We start from the raw sequence: 15,725 nt of genomic DNA, 5'->3' as shown, positions 1-15,725 counted from the left end.
CCTAAATAAACTGCTACCCGTTAGCTGTTTGACAGACTGATCTTCAGTGCTGCGGCTGACGCAAAGGGTGCCAGTGTAACGGCCAGCACCAGAAATGCCATCATCAGGGCGAGGTAGCCTCCTACCGGCGCACCATTAGACGCCGCTGCCACCGTTCCGGTACCAAAGATCAGCACCGGAATGTACAGGGGAATGATCAACAGCGACAGCAACACCCCGCCGGCACGCAATCCCAGGGTCAACGCGGCGCCGATCGCACCAATCAGGCTCAGCACCGGGGTGCCGATCAGCAGCGTTAGACACAATATTCCGATAGAGTTCCCGTCCAGATGCAACATTATGCCAAGCACCGGTGCCAGCATCACCAACGGCAGCCCTGTCAGCAGCCAATGCGCCAGGCTTTTCGCCAGCACCAGCAAAAACAGCGGCTGTGGCTGGAGCATCATCTGTTCCAGCGTGCCGTCATCGAAGTCATGGCGAAACAGGTGATCCAGGGACAACAGCGTCGATAGCAGTGCCGCCACCCACAGGATACCGGTACCCGCCTGCTGGAGAAATGAAACTTCCGGGCTAACACCAAGGGGGAACAGCGTCACCACCATGAAAAAGAACAGCAGCGGGTTCAACAGGTCCTGACGCTGGCGCAGGCTGGCCCGAAGGTCCCGCCGAATGATGGCCGCCATCGCCCGCCAGACCGGCACCCTGACTGCGGCCAGGGTCATCTCGGGCGCCTCAGAGTTCATGACTTGCCTCCCCTGCCCCAAGGCGCAGCCGGTGCATGCCGGGCAGGTCAAGATCATGATGAGTGGTAATCACCACCGCGCCACCAGAAGCCGCATGATCACTTAGCAACTGTTCCAGCCCGGCCACCCCGTGGTAGTCCAGCGCGGTAAACGCCTCATCAAGGATCCACAACGGCTCGTCAGAAACCAGCAAGCGCGCAAGAGCAACACGACGCTGCTGACCGGCCGACAGGCTGCGACACTGCGCGTGGTGATACCCGTGCAGACCGGTTCCGTCCAGAGCCTGGCAGAGAGACTCATCCGACAGGGGCCGGCGGACTGACGTCAGGGAACGGAGGTTTTCCAGCGGTGTCAGCAACGGTTTGATACCTGGCCGATGGCCGATATAGAGCAAGTTGCGGTGGAAAGCTTCCCGGTGCCAGGCACGGGGTTCGCCGCACCACAGCACCTCACCACTGTAGCTGTCATTCAGCCCGGCGAGAATTCTCAGCAACGTGGTTTTACCCGCACCGTTGGGCCCCTCGACACGCGTGACAGTCCCGGGCACTATGGACACATCAAGGCCCTGAAACAGGATACGGTCACCACGTTCACACTGGAGATTGACAGCCTTTAGCATGGGCTCAGACATCGGGGCCTCAAAACTGGGGCAAAGCCGCTATGATCAGCATGGAATGTTCCGGAGAAAACTCTGCCAACGGCATGGATAAAAAAAACCGCGGTAGTATACCGAAACCCGGACAAGATTACCTTTGTCCCCTGTCAATTACGTAACGATGAAAGTACCCAACGGCAGCACACCAACCACCATGCCGCAACAGGGCGTCTCCGCCGCCGCACCGGCGAAGGAAAGCGCTGGCTCCAACGCAGCGCTGTTGCTGCAGGCCCGGATCCAGCTTGACCAGCTGCAGATCGCCAACCGCGCGACCGTGCTGGCCAGGGTGGCAGAGGTGTTACAGAAAGTGGAAGGTCAGGTGGATCAGCTGGTGCTGGATCTTCGCGGCAAGCCATTAACGGTTCAAGCCGCCATTGGCGAAACCCGGCTGGCCCCCGGTGACTGGGTAAAACTGATGCGGGTCGGCAACGAATTGCAACTGCTTGGCAAGCTTGCGGCGACACCGGAAGCCCGAATCGCACAGGCCCTTGCCCAGCACCTGCCCTGGCAACAACGTCTGGACAGCGGCCTGGCGCAGTTGCTCGGTGCAGCCAGGAACGGCGTGCGCCCTGACGTTCCTGGCCCGGGCAAACCACCGCTCCTACCACTACCGGAACCCGCCCGCTCCGCTATCCAGCAACTCATCGCCCGCCTGCCTACCCAGGCCGGACTTGCAACCGCGCCGACGCTGAACGATACGCAACCCGGATTCGCCAGCAACCAGATCCGTCAGTGGCTGACGGAAAGCGGACTGTTTGCCGAAGCCAGACTGGGCCGTTCACCGGACCCCGCCCTGGCCGACCTGAAACTGGCGCTGGCCCGCGTAGTCGCCGCCCTGGCGACTGACCGGGGCACGGCCAATAGCGCAGAGGGGAACCCCCTCAACCGGCTGACTCCGCTCACCAGCCCGGAGTTGGTACAGGCCCCCCTGCAATTTCCCAACCTTCACCCCAGCCCTGCCCCCATCAGCCGCAGCGAGCCGGTCACCGTGGCTCAGATGCTGCGCCTGCTGGCTGGTATGCTGAACCGGGTCTCGGTCAACCAGTTACACAGTCAGACCCTAAGCGCCAGGACCACCGCCGACGGCGCCCCTCCGGCCACCTTGTTACTGGAGCTACCGTGGCTGACCAATGCCGGCGAGCCAAGAATCGCACAGCTGAAAATCGAACAGGAGCGGGAGAACCGGGAACAACAGGAAACCTCGGCCCGGAAGCAGGTCGCAGAATGGCGCCTTACCCTGGCCATGGACCTTGATGACCTCGGCCCGCTGCATTTCGATGTATCCCTGCGTCAGCAGCAGGTATCTGCCTTGGTCTGGGCAGAGCGCAGCACGACCCTGAACCAGCTCAAGGCCCAGATTGGTGAGCTGCACCGCAGCTTCAGCGAGCTGGGACTGGAGGTCACTGATCTGGACTGCCGCAAGGGCCAGCCGAGTGGCGCCCGCACGCAACTGGAACATCGACTGGTGGATATCAAGGCATGAACCCGAAACCTGTCAGACAGGCCGCCGTTGCCCTTAAGTATGATGGCCAGCAAGCACCGACCGTCTCAGCCACCGGCACCGATGAACTTGCCGAAGAGATCATCCGCATCGCCCGGGACCATGGCGTTCCGCTGTATGAAAATGCCGAATTGGCGGGGATTCTGAGCCGGCTGGAACTCAATGACGAAATCCCGGAAACCCTGTACCGGGTGATTGCAGAAATTCTTGCCTTTGCCTTCAACCTGCAGGGAAAGACCCCAGCGGACGCTGATTCGGGCAGCAACGACCAGGACTGACACACGTTCCGCCGCCCCCGGGCCCTACAAGCCTTTGAGCAGAGTCCGGTGGCGGTACAGTTCCTGCCAGTGGCTGCCGTCCCGCTGGGCGACTTCAGTCTCGAAGTAATGCATCAACCGGCGCCGGTCTTCCGGATGATCCTTGAGCGCCGAGCCGACAATGTGGTTCATCAACTGCTCGATGGTCATGCGGCCGTCGCCGTAATACCAGGCGTTCAGACTGGTGGCATGGGCGACCGACACGGCTTCGGCTGTCGACAGCGAGGCACCGGAGAGACGATCGGTGCTGCGCCCGTCAAGGGACTGACCGTTGCGCAACTCATGGAACATGGTCACCAGCACTTCCAGTACCGAGTCGTCCGGCGGGACATCTACCCCCGCCTGTCGATTACTTTTCGCAAGTTCACGCTGCACCACGGCAATCTCGTCGTCAATGCGGGAAATCGGCCGTATTTCCTCGAAATCCATCCGCCGCTTGAGGGCCGCGCTCATCTGGAACAGCCCTGCATCCACACTGTTAGCGGTACCTATCACGTTAAAACCCGCACGGGCATGGACCACACCCTCAGCCCCGGCCAACTCGGGGATCACCGCGACCCGATCCGACAGCACAGACAGCAAGGCGTCCTGCAATGACTGAGGGCATCGCGCCAGTTCTTCGAAACGCACCAACTGACCGGCCTGCATGCCCCGCAGCAGCGGGCTGGGCACCAACGCTTCCGGGCAGGGTCCCTTACTGGCCAACACGGCGCCGTTCCAGCTGTACAACAGCTGGTTGACCTGATTCACCGCCCCCCCCTGAAGGGCGAGGGTCGAGTCCCCGGATACCGCCGCTGCGATCAGTTCCGACAGCCACGACTTGGCCGTTCCAGGCTCCCCCACCAGCAGACAGCCGCGATTGGTACACAAAGAGACAATGATGCGACGCACCAGCGTGCGCTCCGCCACAAACTTGGCCTCGGTCTTGCGCTCGGAATCGCCCAGCACAAAGGCCTCGACCGCCAGAGGAGACATTCGCCAGCCTTCTGGCTTCGGTGAGCTGTCTGCGGCAGCCAGCCGAACCAGCTCTTCCTGATAGGCCAGTTCTGCCGGCAGTCGCTGAATCGCCCTGTCGTTGCTCATTGTCACTATCTCCTTCCACCGCGCTGCTCTGGTGCCATCCGCTCCCGCGGGAGGATACGTGGCAGTTCGGATAAGGGAATCTCACCGCTGATGACATGATCCAGCGCGCTGTCTCTCATGGTCACCAAACCAGAATCCAGTGCCCGCCAACGCAATTCACCGATGGGGGGCTGGCTGGAAATGGCGTTGCGGATATCGGCATCCACCAACATGAATTCAACCACCCCGATCCGGCCATGGGTGCCACGATCATTGCACTGGGGACAGCCTCGCCCCTCGAAGCAGCGAAAATTATCAGGGACCCCGTTGGGGAACAGTTCCGCCAGAATCACCGGATCCGCTTCGGCCGGTTCACGACAGTGGACACAGATCCGTTTCGCGAGGCGCTGGGCGATCACCGCCAGCAGCTCACTGGCGATGGAATTGGGATGAACACCCAGGTCATAGAGGCGCTGAAGCGCATCCACCGCATCGTTGCAATGCAGCGTGGACAGGACCACATGGCCGGTCTGGGAGGCTCGCATGGCTTCTATCGCCGTTTCCTTGTCACGAATCTCACCAACCATGATCACGTCCGGGTCTTCACGCACGAAAGCCCGCATGGCATCGGCAAAATTGAAGCCTATCTCGGCACGCACCCGTGTCTGCTGGACGTTATCGATGGAATACTCGATGGGGTCCTCAACGGAAATCACCTTCCGGCGGCCGTCATCAGCCAGGGTCTGCAGGCCGGCGTATAAGGTGGTGGACTTGCCAGAGCCGGTCGGCCCAACCACCAGGACCAAGCCTGCCGGATTATCCAGCAGCCGCTGGTACTGTTCCCCGATCATCGCAGACATGCCGAGTTCGGCAATGGTCATGGCTCGCCCGGTCTGGGGTAACAGGCGGATGATCGCGTGCTCCCCGTGCAGACTCGGCTGGGTCTGAATACGCAGATCGTAGCTGGTATCTGCCAGCTTCAGCCGCGATCGCCCACCCTGGGGTAGCCGTCGTTCAGCAATGTTCAGTTCAGCTCGCAGCTTGATCACATTGATCACTCCGCGCAACTCCCGCGGCGTCAGCTGGTACTGATTGAGCTCATGAAGGTCGCCATCGACCCGCAGACGAATCCGAACCCGTTCGCCGTACTGTTCTATATGAATGTCGCTGGCTTTCTCGCTGACCGCTTCCAGCAAAATGGATTCGTACACCGACACCAGGTACGGGCTGATGTGCTTGCCGTCCTCGGCCCCAAGCAGCTCGGAGGTCATTTCATGGCGTTCCGGCTCGCTCACCGTATTGTCGGCGATAAACTGGTTGCCCTTCTCCGTCAGATCCAGCGCAGACCAGAGCCGGCGGTAGTCGGTCGGCGTCACCAGCAGGCAATGCACAGCCTTGCCCTGAGTCATGTGCTCCAACTGATCCGCACGCGCATCCGGGTCATCGGTGGCTACCGTGATGCGATGGTCATCCTGCCACAGAGGAATGAGCCGGGAGAGATCAAGAAATGTACGAGAGAAGACGCCGAAGAGGTGAGGGTCCAGGCGTTCCAGCAGCTCGTCCGCCATGGCATAGGGCATGTTGCGCTGCTTGGCCAGCGACCGGTACAGCTCATCATCTTCCAGCTTGAGCTTACCCCGCAGCACATCCAGCAGACGCCGGTTTGAGATAATGGCCTCTTCCCTGGCCTTGGCAAGGCTGTCCTCGCTGACCAGCCCCATGTCGATCAGAATCTGTTCAGTATTGCGGTTGAAATCGATCCAGCCGAGGGTGCGGATACGCTTGAGAGCCTGCTCTTCGCGGCGATACATAGTCAGACTGGGCACCGGCCCGCCCTTGCCCTCGATCAGCAACAGCGCGCCGCCTTCCCGGAGGTATGGCAACAGCGCCATACGGTCTGGCAAGAATGTTGTGACCAGGATGACGTCACAGGGTTCATCCAGCTCAAAGCCGGATTGCGCAGACTGGTCAATCACATCGACATTTGTGATGCCCAGCTTGAAAAAGCGTTCCCGGGCGGCCTCAGCCACAACCGGATTTTTTTCGACGTAAAAGACACGATTGGCGAGGTGAGCCAGAACTGCCGCCAGGTACCCGGCGCCACCGCCCACATGCATCACGACCTGGGTGGGCTCAATCTCGGGCACCATGCCAAGAATATGACGGACGATATCTTCACGGGGGATGGAACGACCGGACACCGTGGAGGTCAGGTCTGAGGAAAACACAAAATCCTTTCGGGAAACTGAGGCAACCGCCTCTGCAACCCGCGGGGAAACTGACGCCATGCGTTTTGACCCTAGTATGTTACAGGTTAACCCGTTAACAGTGATCCAGGGTATTGAGTATCACGCAACCTGCTTGCGACGCAAGGCGGAAACCAGCTCAGCTTCGGGTCGGGAGATGCCACAGGTGTTCATCAGGTCGTCGATGTCCGCGCCCAACTCGACCAGCCGCGAGGCTTCGTCGTAGGAAATCCGCAGGGGATCGTTCTGACGCATTTCATCAACGGTGGTGGCCAACTCATGGAGTTTGCGCTCGCAGGCAACCACCCGATGGCCCATGCCAATATTGCCACTACCACTGGCATGCAGCTCGCGGCCAAGGCTGTCACACCGTGACTTTAGCTGCGAACGCAACGTGCGGATCTGGAGCTGGGAAATGACCGTCTGAACCAACAGCAGTACCAGCACCACTGAAGAAAAGAGCCAGGGGGCCAGGGTTGTCCATTGCTCACTCATCACAGGATTACCTCCGATTACGACCACCCTGGGATTCGCCAGACACCCTTGCCCTGAGGGGATCAGAGTCCTGCGATTTCCGCCCATTCGTGGTCTGACAGCATCTTGTCGAACTCCACCAGAATGATGAGTTCGCCGTTCTTGTTGCAGACACCCTGGATAAACTTGGCGCTTTCCTCGTTACCCACGTTCGGTGCCGTCTCAATTTCGCTGGATTTCAGGTACACCACCTCCGCAACAGAATCCACCAATATACCCATCACCTGGTTGGCAGACTCCATGACCACGATGCGGGTGGCATCGGTCACTTCCGCCTCTGCAAGGCCAAAACGACGACGGGTATCAATCACCGTCACGACATTGCCTCGCAGGTTGATGATACCCAGCACGTAATCGGGAGCGCCCGGGACCGGTGCTATTTCGGTGTAACGCAGAACTTCCTGGATCTGCATCACATCGATTCCGTAGGTTTCATCGTCCAGCCGGAAGGTCACGTACTGGAGTACCTGATCATCCTGGGACTGATTCTGCTGACCGCTTTGGGATGCCATATAGCCAATTCTCCTGGGTAGGCCACCCGCTGCGGGCAACCTGATCGTCAAAAAATCATCATCAGTGCCCAATACTATAGTTAAGGGCACAAACCGTGCCAGTCGTGCACGGTTTCATTCAGTAACCGATGTGTTCTATTCCATATTGAGGTGCTGTTCGCGCTCGGCTCTCGCCAGCAGCTCCGCCATGGTTCCCACATCAAGCAGTGCGCACATCTGTTTGATCACCGTGCCAGCGAGCCAGGGCCGCTTGCTGCGTGATGTCCGCCAGCGCACATCGTCAGGATTCAACGTGAACGACTGGGCTACATCATCACAGGCCAGCGCCCATTCGCTCTGATCCAGACGAATAACAAAGCGGTAGTTCTCACGGGCGTTGTCGGGGCCCCTTCCGGCCATGATCCACTCTGCCGAATCCACCACTCTGAGATTATGATCCTTGCCTGGCAGGATGCCCATGTACCAGCGCGGGCTACCGGGCATCGCCTTGATCCCGTCTTCCAGCCGGTGAATCGCGCCGAGGAGAATCAGCGGCACCGCCAACTGCAGCCCCGCGACCCGGAATATCAGGCATTCAAACGGACGTTCTGACCATTCCGGTCGCCCGACCGGCTCACCACCAGCGGGCACATCCGGAGTCGATGCAGACGCTATTTTCCGGGCAACGACCGGCGCAGGCGCTGATTCCTGCGCGACCACTGGCGTAACCTGCGTCTCCGTCACCGCCGGTTGCGCTATCACCTGGGGCTTAGATTCTGGCTCCGGTTCCGCGGGCACCTCAGGTTCCGGCTCAGGTTCCGGCTCAGGTTCGGGTCGTGTTTCCTCCACCGGCTTTGCCTGCAGCAACTCTGGTTCTGCTTGCGCCTCGTCTTTCAGCGCAGCATCTGTTGCTGTGTGCAGTAGATCATCCAGGTAACTGGCAAGCGCCACTTCCGGTGTGGCCAGGTCGGTATCACGGGACGAGGACATAACCCCTCTCCTCCCGAACCATCGCCCCGGCACGTCGTGTCAAATTTCCGTCAGCCATCAGCGGACCTCTGCGGACTCTGTCCGCGCCAGCAACTCGTCCAACAAATGGCGATAGGCCCTGATGCCATGACTTTCACGATCCACCGCCGATGGTATGACGCCCGCCTGGCTGGCGTCCCGGAACTTGGTGTCCACCGGAACGGCAAAACGCCAGAGCCGGTCAGGATAGGTTTTTCGAAGCAGGTTCAGACTTTTGACGGAGGCCTGGGTGCGGCGGTCAAACATGGTGGGAACGATGAGATAGGGCAACGGATTCTTCTGGGAACGCATGACCATTTCCAGGGTATGCAGCATGCGCTCCAGCCCCTTGATCGCCAGAAACTCTGTCTGAACGGGAATAATCAGATGCTGGGCAGCCGCCAGGGCATTCACCATCAGCACCCCCAGGGACGGGGTGTTATCCAGCAGCACATAATCGAAGTCATCCCAGAGCTGGGCCAGGGCCCGGGAAACAATCAGCCCCATGCCTTCGACACCGACCATCCGCCGCTCCAGCGTCGCCAGGGCAGTACTGGCGGGAAGCAGCGATAGCCCCTTGCAACTGGTCTCGGTAATCAGCTGTGCCGGCAAGCCGTCAGGCACCTTACCCTGGTGCTGAAACAGGTCAAAAACGCTATGGGCTATGGTGTCCGGGTCATAACCAAACCAGCTGGTCAGCGAGCCATGAGGATCCAGGTCCACCACCAGCACCCGCTTGCCCCGCTCCGCCAGCAAACCACCCAGCGTCACGACAGACGTCGTCTTTCCCACTCCACCTTTCTGATTGGCTACGGCCCAGATTCGCACGTTGTGCTCCCCATGTGTCTCTAACTAACAGTATCGGCAATACCCGAAGAAACTTCAGCTGTTCGACTGCAACAGCCCTAACAATGAACGGCAAGAAATTGCCTCAACTGCCTGTGTCTCAGGAGAAAATACAGAATCCGTGCCAACTTGGCCGCAACGGCCTTGGAGACAGAGCGGAAAAGCCGGAAGATCAGCGCATCGCGCCGCGGATACTGGCATCCCTGGAGATCAGCAACACCACCCGCCGATTACGTCGGCGACCATCTTCAGTGTCGTTGCGAGCCACCGGCTGAAATTCACCGTAGCCAACGGCTGCCAGACGCTGGGGATCTATACCTTCCATGGTCAGCATTCGCACCAGCGTTGCAGCGCGGGCCGTGGATAACTCCCAGTTTGATGGATAGACCCCGGTTCGGATTGGCTGGTTGTCGGTAAAGCCTTCAACCCGCACGGCGTTATCCCGCTGACGCAGGACTGAGGCAATTTTTTCGATCACTTCGAACGCGTCATAGTGAGGTTCTGCATCACCACTACCAAACAGGAGGCTGTTGCGAAGACTCAGTTCCAGCCAGCGCTCACTGACCTCCATCGTTACCACACCCTGGGCAATCAGTTCGTCGAACGCCATGGAAAATTGCAGCGACATGTCCTGGAGCGCCTGAGTTCTGGCGCGCTCGTCCTCGACCGGATTCACCGGCGCTTCGGTCACTACTGGCGGAATCACCGCCTGGGTATCCGCTGGCGGCGTAAGCGTCACTTCCTGTCCCACCTCAATCGGATTGACGGAACGCTGAGGCGCGTTGAAGACCCCGGTCAGGGTATCGGACAAAACCTTGTATTTGCCTTCGTTCACCGAGGACACCGAGTACATCACAACGAAGAAACCGAACAACAGGGTGATGAAATCGGCGTAGGAAATGAGCCAGCGTTCGCGGTTATGCTGGTCGTCTTCGGACGTTCTCGGTCGTCTCATTGGTCAGCTCCCGGACGGAAAGGATCACCTGCCCGACTAATCAGGGCAGGAAACCACGAAGACGCAGCTCGATCGAACGCGGATTTTCGCCTTCCGCAATCGCAACAATCCCGTCGATCATCATATCCTCATAACGCGATCGCTCCCGCGTCAGGCTACGCAGCTTGTTGGCTACAGGGAAAAACAGCAGGTTAGCAAGGGCAACTCCATAAATGGTTGCGACAAAAGCCGTCGCAATCCCGCTGCCCAGGGTTGCCGGATCTTCCAGATTGGTCATCACCTGGATCAATCCCATAACCGCACCGATGATACCGATGGTGGGTGCATAGCCCCCCATGGCCTCAAACACCTTGGCGGAATCGACGTCACGCTGCTCGCGGTTTTCGAGGTCCACTTCCAGGATACTGCGGATGGTTTCGGTTTCTGCGCCATCCACCAGCAGCTGCAGGCCTTTACGGGCAAAACGTTCGGGCTCACGCTCAGCCAGACCCTCCAACCCCAGCAGGCCCTGCTTTCTGGACTTAACGCTCCAGTCGATGACCTTGCCAATGCCGTCTTCCATACCGATGTAAGGGGGAACAAACACCCAACGCACCTGTATAAAAGCCCGCTTCAGCACCGGCCAGGACGTCTGCAGAATGGTTGCGGCAAAGGTGCCCCCTACGACAATCAATGCTGCCGGGCCATTGAACAACGAACTCAGCACACCACCTTCCAGCAGGTTTCCCCCGAGGATGGCGGCAAACGCGAGGATGATGCCCAGCAGGCTGAGGATATCCATCAGCTGACCCCGTCCAAAAGGCGGGAGCCAACACTGTCCAATGGCAGGATTTCGTCAGCCAGACCGGCCTTGGCCACCGCCATGGGCATACCATAGATCACTGAACTCTGTTCATCCTGCGCCCAAACCACAGACCCGGCCTGCTTCATCAGGCGACAACCTTCGCGGCCATCCGCGCCCATCCCCGTCAGGATGATGCCCAGGGTCTTGCCAGGGAAACTCTTTGCCAGAGAACCAAAGGTGACATCGACACAGGGCTTGTAGTTCAAGCGATCATCGCCGGGAAGGATCCTCACCCGGCCCTGCCCCCCCCGGTTCTCGATCATCATCTGCTTGCCACCGGGAGCGAGCAACGCCAGTCCCGGCTTCAGTACGTCGCCTTCCTCGGCCTGCCGAACCTCTATCTGGCACAGCTTGTTGAGGCGATCTGCAAAGGCAGGCGTGAAACTGGCAGGCATATGCTGAACCAGCACGATCGGGGCGCGAAAATTGGCCGGCAGCGCCATCAGAACCCGCTGCAGGGCAATCGGGCCGCCCGTGGACGTGCCAATGGCCACCACGCTGTAGTTTCGGGCGGGCGTCCTTGCTGACGCAGGCTGTGCGGCGGGCCTTGCCGGCGCCTGAGACCGAGCCGGGGAGCCGGGTCGGGGTACCAGAGCTGCGGGCTGTGAACGGACCGGGTCACTTTCAGGTGTCTGCGCTGGCCTGACGGCTGTTGCCGGTCTGGAGGCTGGCGCTGTCGGCCGTGCACCTGGGTGGCTGCCGGCAACGTCGATGATTCGATCCTTGAGGATTCTTTGCAGCTCGCTACTGTCGCGGGCAATTTCCTCGAAGTTCTTGGGCAGGAAATCCACCGCGCCAGCCTCGAGCGCATCAAGGGTCACCCGGGCGCCTTCGTAGGTCAGAGAGGAAAACATCAATACCGGGGTTGGCCGGCGCTTCATGATTTCCCGGACTGCGGAAATGCCATCCATGACCGGCATTTCGTAGTCCATGGTGATGACGTCAGGTTTCAGCTTTTCCGCCAGCTCGACCCCTTCGCGGCCATTGCTGGCAACACCGACAACCTTGATATTACCGGAGGCATTGAGGATCTCAGTCAGTCGCTTGCGGAAAAAGCTTGAGTCATCAACGACCAGAACTGAAACCGTCATTCACTCCTCCTTTCATGTATGTGTGTCCGTGCTCAAAACGTTGCGCTACCGGCTCAGCCGTAGTGCTGCAACAGGCTGGGCACATCAATGATCAGCGCAATGCGGCCATCGCCAGTGATTGTGGCTCCGGCCATGCCGGGGGTGCCCTGCAGAGCCCGACCCAGCGGCTTGATCACCACTTCTTCCTGCCCTACCAGTTGGTCCACCACAAATCCGACCCGCTTGGTGCCCATGGCAACAATGACCACGTGCGCATTCTCCGGCTGCGGCTCGCCCGCAGCGCCTTTCACCAGCCAGCGCTTGATGTGGAACAGCGGGAAAACCTTGTCCCGCACCACGATACATTCGCGGCCATCGACCACATTGGTTTTGCTGAGGTCAAGGTGAAAGATTTCCACCACATTCACCAGCGGCAGCGCAAAGGACTGGTCGCCCAGCATGATCATCAGCGTTGGCATGATGGCCAGGGTGAGCGGCACCTTGATCACAATACGCGAGCCTTTGCCAAGCGCTGACTCGACATTGATCATGCCGTTGAGCTGACCAATCTTGGTCTTGACCACATCCATGCCCACGCCACGGCCGGAAACGTCGGAAATCTCCTCCTTGGTGGAGAAGCCGGCCGCAAAAATCAGGTTGTAGCATTCGGTGGGCGTCAGGCGATCAGCCGCGTCCTGATCGTACAGGCCCTTTTCCACGGCCTTCTGGCGCAGCTTCTCGGGATCCATACCGGCGCCGTCGTCTTCAATGACCAGTAAGATATGGTCACCTTCCTGTTCAGCCGACAGTGTGACCCGCCCTACCCGTGGCTTGCCTGCCGCTTCCCGGACATCCGGGGCCTCGATACCATGATCCACCGAATTGCGAACCAGGTGCACCAAGGGGTCTGCCAGCGCTTCTACCAGGTTCTTGTCGAGATCGGTGTCTTCCCCGTGCATCACCAGATTGATCTCTTTCTTGAGATTCCTGGCGAGGTCCCGGACGACTCGCGGGAAGCGGCCGAACACTTTCTTGATCGGTTGCATGCGGGTCTGCATAACGGCGGACTGGAGATCCGTGGTCACCACGTCCAGGTTGGAGACCGCCTTCTGCATCTGTTCGTCTTCGCTTTCAGCCCCAAGACGCTGTAACCGGTTACGGACCAGAACCAGCTCACCCACCATGTTCATGATGTCATCAAGGCGTTTGGTATCCACCCGTACCGTGGTCTCTGCCGCCGGAGCCGGGGCTGAAGCCCCCCCTTCAGCGCCAGAACGGGCAGCTACCGGCTTGGCCGGCTCTGGCTTCGGTTTTGGTTGAGGGGCTGGCTGAGGCTGAGGAACCGGCTCCGCTTTCGGTTCACCGGCTTCCTCCTGTGCGCTAGCACCCCCGGTGGGGCTACCGCCCTTTCCGTGAAGATCGTCCAACAGCGCCTCGAATTCATCATCGGTGATCAGGTCACCGGCGGCTTTGGAGCCGTCAGGTTCAGGCTCACTCGCCTCATCGGCAGAGGCAGATTCCGGCACACCCGCAAACTGTCCCTTGCCATGGAGTTCGTCGAGCAGGGCTTCAAATTCATCGTCTGTGATGTCGTCGCCGTTCCCTTCGGACACGTCTGACTCACCCGCAGGCTCAGCTCCGCCCTCTGGCTTGCCGCCGTCGAGGGCATCCAGTAACTGCTCGAATTCTTCGTCGGTAATATCTCCGCCCTGCTCGCCTTCGGCAGCGGAATTGGGGGCCTGATCCTGTGGTACCGCGACAGGCTCAACGGCGGCGGTACCTTCCGGCTCGGCAAACTGGTCCAGTGCAGCGATCAGTTCAGCTGGCGCCGGGGTTGGTTCTTCCCGGCTTCTCACCTGATCAAACATGGCATTGACGTTGTCCAGCGCCTGCAGGACAACGTCCATCAATTCAGAATCCACCCGCCGCTTATGATTCCGAAGCGTGTCAAAGACGTTTTCCGCTGAGTGACAACAGCTGACCAAAGCGTCCAGCTGCAGGAAACCGGCACCGCCCTTGACGGTATGGAAGCCCCGGAAGATGGCATTCAGCAGATCGCTGTCGTCCGGGTTCTGTTCAAGATCCACCAGCTGTTCGGACAGTTTTTCCAGTATTTCGCCCGCTTCTACCAGAAAATCCTGAAGAATTTCTTCATCCGCATCGAATGCCATGCATTACCTCACTTAGAAACCGAGACTGGACAACAGGTCATCCACGTCGTCCTGCCCAGAAACCACATCAGAACGCTCCGCGGCATTAATCTGCGGACCATGGCCCTTGTCGGGAGATTCTTCCTGTTCTTCCTGTTCTTCGAGCTCGTGAATAGTGCCGGTAAGCTGATCTACATGGCTCGCCATGACTACAAGATTGAGCAGATGATCTTCCACTTCCTTCACCAGGGCAGTCACTTTCTGGATGACCTGCCCGGTCAGATCCTGGAAGTCCTGGGCCAGCAGAATTTCTGACAGGTTGCCGTGAATGGTATCGGCCTCTTCCGTCAGGCTGACGAAGAAATTGTCGATGCGGCCGTACAGGTCCCGAAATTCCTGGGGTTCCATCTCACGGCGGCGGATACGCAGCCAATCATCCCGGAATTCTGCCGCTTGTTCCTTGAGGGCCAAAGCTTTGGGCATGGTTTCTTCAACCAGGTCCATGGTCCGGTTGGCCGCCTTACCAGTCATCTGCACGACGTATTCCAGTCGGTCAGACGCATCGGTCATTTTCGACAGTGCTTCCTGCTGTTCGGCGTTACGGGGATCGATCTGGAAATTGCGAATCGCTTCATGGAGGCTGCGGGTCAGCCGCCCGACTTCGCGGTACAGGCTCTGATCCCGAACTTCGCCCAGGTCACTGATCAGGGTCATGGCGCGGGCATAGTTACCCGCATCGACCTGTTCCATCAGTTCTGCAGCCTGGCTCCGAAGCTTTTCAATTGCTTCCGGGTCGAGGCCTTTATGGTCTTCGTTATTATTGCTCATGGGAGCTCTTCCGACCCGATATCACTGAATTCGTTCGAAGATTTTCTCGATCTTTTCTTTCAGTACCGCTGCGGTAAATGGCTTTACAACGTAACCGTTAACACCAGCCTGAGCGGCTGCCACGATCTGATCACGCTTGGCCTCTGCCGTAACCATCAGCACCGGCAGGGTTTTGAGGCTGTCGTCCGCGCGTACGTGCTTGAGCAACTCAATACCGGTCATGCCTGGCATGTTCCAATCGGTTACCAGGAAGTCATATTTGCCGCTTTTCAACATTGGCAACGCCGTGTTGCCATCGTCGGCCTCGTCGGTATTGGTGAACCCAAGATCACGCAGCAGGTTCTTGATGATCCGTCGCATTGTGGAGAAATCGTCCACAATCAGGATTTTCATGTTTTTGTCCAAAGGGACCTCCAGTTAATAACACCCGGCATTCCTGGGCAGACTCCGGTCGCTTGCCGGACACCCCGAACCC

At 59.2% G+C, this 15,725-nt stretch carries 16 protein-coding genes; 2 read left to right on the top strand and 14 right to left on the bottom strand.

Annotation, left to right across the window (positions count from 1 at the left end):
- Positions 1–20: 20 nt before the first annotated feature.
- Both ccmB and ccmA read right to left on the bottom strand, forming a co-directional pair.
- Positions 21–722, bottom strand: coding sequence for a heme exporter protein CcmB (ccmB, locus tag BLV11_RS10650; protein WP_091814102.1), 702 nt, complete (start codon positions 720–722; stop codon positions 21–23).
- 10 nt (positions 723–732) lie between these two features.
- A complete protein-coding gene (gene ccmA / locus BLV11_RS10645; RefSeq protein ID WP_091813542.1) occupies positions 733–1,374 on the bottom strand; it encodes a cytochrome c biogenesis heme-transporting ATPase CcmA in 642 nt (213 codons plus the stop codon).
- Positions 1,375–1,519: 145 nt separating this feature from the next.
- On the opposite strand from ccmA, the gene fliK reads away from it, so the two are divergent.
- Positions 1,520–2,881, top strand: coding sequence for a flagellar hook-length control protein FliK (gene fliK, locus BLV11_RS10640; protein ID WP_091813537.1), 1,362 nt, complete (start codon positions 1,520–1,522; stop codon positions 2,879–2,881).
- On the top strand, positions 2,878–3,177 hold the full coding sequence (locus BLV11_RS10635; RefSeq protein ID WP_091813534.1) for an EscU/YscU/HrcU family type III secretion system export apparatus switch protein: 300 nt from the start codon (positions 2,878–2,880) through the stop codon (positions 3,175–3,177). The genes fliK and BLV11_RS10635 overlap by 4 nt, the downstream gene beginning before the upstream one ends.
- A 24-nt stretch (positions 3,178–3,201) precedes the next feature.
- Here BLV11_RS10635 and BLV11_RS10630 read toward each other — a convergent pair whose 3' ends face one another.
- The 12 genes from BLV11_RS10630 to cheY all read right to left on the bottom strand — a co-directional run bounded on the left by BLV11_RS10630 (position 3,202) and on the right by cheY (position 15,655).
- The gene (locus tag BLV11_RS10630; RefSeq protein ID WP_091813531.1) at positions 3,202–4,299 is read right to left on the bottom strand and encodes an ATP-binding protein; all 1,098 of its coding nucleotides are present in this window, start codon (positions 4,297–4,299) and stop codon (positions 3,202–3,204) included.
- A 5-nt stretch (positions 4,300–4,304) separates the two neighbouring features.
- Entirely contained in the window at positions 4,305–6,566 is a 2,262-nt protein-coding gene (locus BLV11_RS10625; RefSeq protein WP_091813528.1) for an ATPase, T2SS/T4P/T4SS family, read from the bottom strand.
- Between the two features lie 60 nt (positions 6,567–6,626).
- Positions 6,627–7,019, bottom strand: a complete 393-nt coding sequence (locus BLV11_RS10620) for a DUF2802 domain-containing protein (protein WP_091813525.1) — start codon at positions 7,017–7,019, stop codon at positions 6,627–6,629.
- A 62-nt stretch (positions 7,020–7,081) separates the two neighbouring features.
- Positions 7,082–7,570, bottom strand: coding sequence for a chemotaxis protein CheW (locus tag BLV11_RS10615; protein ID WP_091813522.1), 489 nt, complete (start codon positions 7,568–7,570; stop codon positions 7,082–7,084).
- Between the two features lie 135 nt (positions 7,571–7,705).
- The gene (locus BLV11_RS10610) at positions 7,706–8,539 is read right to left on the bottom strand and encodes a chemotaxis protein CheW (protein ID WP_091813518.1); all 834 of its coding nucleotides are present in this window, start codon (positions 8,537–8,539) and stop codon (positions 7,706–7,708) included.
- Between the two features lie 57 nt (positions 8,540–8,596).
- On the bottom strand, positions 8,597–9,385 hold the full coding sequence (locus BLV11_RS10605) for a ParA family protein (RefSeq protein WP_091813516.1): 789 nt from the start codon (positions 9,383–9,385) through the stop codon (positions 8,597–8,599).
- A gap of 190 nt (positions 9,386–9,575) precedes the next feature.
- Positions 9,576–10,358 carry a flagellar motor protein MotD gene (gene motD / locus BLV11_RS10600; protein WP_091813513.1) on the bottom strand — a complete coding sequence of 261 codons (783 nt, stop codon included), beginning with the start codon at positions 10,356–10,358 and terminating at the stop codon, positions 9,576–9,578.
- A gap of 40 nt (positions 10,359–10,398) precedes the next feature.
- Positions 10,399–11,139: a flagellar motor protein gene (locus BLV11_RS10595; protein WP_091813510.1), complete on the bottom strand. Its 741-nt coding sequence runs from the start codon at positions 11,137–11,139 to the stop codon at positions 10,399–10,401.
- On the bottom strand, positions 11,139–12,293 hold the full coding sequence (locus BLV11_RS10590; protein ID WP_091813508.1) for a protein-glutamate methylesterase/protein-glutamine glutaminase: 1,155 nt from the start codon (positions 12,291–12,293) through the stop codon (positions 11,139–11,141). The genes BLV11_RS10595 and BLV11_RS10590 overlap by 1 nt, the downstream gene beginning before the upstream one ends.
- Before the next feature lie 53 nt (positions 12,294–12,346).
- The gene (locus tag BLV11_RS10585) at positions 12,347–14,443 is read right to left on the bottom strand and encodes a chemotaxis protein CheA (protein ID WP_091813504.1); all 2,097 of its coding nucleotides are present in this window, start codon (positions 14,441–14,443) and stop codon (positions 12,347–12,349) included.
- Positions 14,444–14,455: 12 nt separating this feature from the next.
- Positions 14,456–15,250, bottom strand: coding sequence for a protein phosphatase CheZ (locus BLV11_RS10580; RefSeq protein WP_091813501.1), 795 nt, complete (start codon positions 15,248–15,250; stop codon positions 14,456–14,458).
- A 21-nt stretch (positions 15,251–15,271) separates the two neighbouring features.
- Positions 15,272–15,655, bottom strand: coding sequence for a chemotaxis response regulator CheY (gene cheY / locus BLV11_RS10575; RefSeq protein ID WP_091813498.1), 384 nt, complete (start codon positions 15,653–15,655; stop codon positions 15,272–15,274).
- Positions 15,656–15,725 lie beyond the last annotated feature (70 nt).

The organism is Marinobacter mobilis, from assembly GCF_900106945.1.
Lineage (GTDB): Bacteria > Pseudomonadota > Gammaproteobacteria > Pseudomonadales > Oleiphilaceae > Marinobacter > Marinobacter mobilis.
This window is presented reverse-complemented; position numbering and strand designations above follow the sequence as displayed.

What these genes read in the sequence shown, in the direction of transcription:
- BLV11_RS10595 (WP_091813510.1), bottom strand. Translation starts at nt 11,139, where the DNA reads ATGGATATCCTCAGCCTGCTGGGCATCATCCTCGCGTTTGCCGCCATC.
- ccmA (WP_091813542.1), bottom strand. Translation starts at nt 1,374, where the DNA reads ATGTCTGAGCCCATGCTAAAGGCTGTCAATCTCCAGTGTGAACGTGGT.
- BLV11_RS10620 (WP_091813525.1), bottom strand. Translation starts at nt 7,019, where the DNA reads ATGAGTGAGCAATGGACAACCCTGGCCCCCTGGCTCTTTTCTTCAGTG.
- BLV11_RS10635 (WP_091813534.1), top strand. Translation starts at nt 2,878, where the DNA reads ATGAACCCGAAACCTGTCAGACAGGCCGCCGTTGCCCTTAAGTATGAT.
- BLV11_RS10610 (WP_091813518.1), bottom strand. Translation starts at nt 8,539, where the DNA reads ATGTCCTCGTCCCGTGATACCGACCTGGCCACACCGGAAGTGGCGCTT.
- ccmB (WP_091814102.1), bottom strand. Translation starts at nt 722, where the DNA reads ATGACCCTGGCCGCAGTCAGGGTGCCGGTCTGGCGGGCGATGGCGGCC.
- BLV11_RS10625 (WP_091813528.1), bottom strand. Translation starts at nt 6,566, where the DNA reads ATGGCGTCAGTTTCCCCGCGGGTTGCAGAGGCGGTTGCCTCAGTTTCC.
- BLV11_RS10585 (WP_091813504.1), bottom strand. Translation starts at nt 14,443, where the DNA reads ATGGCATTCGATGCGGATGAAGAAATTCTTCAGGATTTTCTGGTAGAA.
- motD (WP_091813513.1), bottom strand. Translation starts at nt 10,358, where the DNA reads ATGAGACGACCGAGAACGTCCGAAGACGACCAGCATAACCGCGAACGC.
- BLV11_RS10630 (WP_091813531.1), bottom strand. Translation starts at nt 4,299, where the DNA reads ATGAGCAACGACAGGGCGATTCAGCGACTGCCGGCAGAACTGGCCTAT.
- fliK (WP_091813537.1), top strand. Translation starts at nt 1,520, where the DNA reads ATGAAAGTACCCAACGGCAGCACACCAACCACCATGCCGCAACAGGGC.
- BLV11_RS10580 (WP_091813501.1), bottom strand. Translation starts at nt 15,250, where the DNA reads ATGAGCAATAATAACGAAGACCATAAAGGCCTCGACCCGGAAGCAATT.
- BLV11_RS10615 (WP_091813522.1), bottom strand. Translation starts at nt 7,570, where the DNA reads ATGGCATCCCAAAGCGGTCAGCAGAATCAGTCCCAGGATGATCAGGTA.
- BLV11_RS10590 (WP_091813508.1), bottom strand. Translation starts at nt 12,293, where the DNA reads ATGACGGTTTCAGTTCTGGTCGTTGATGACTCAAGCTTTTTCCGCAAG.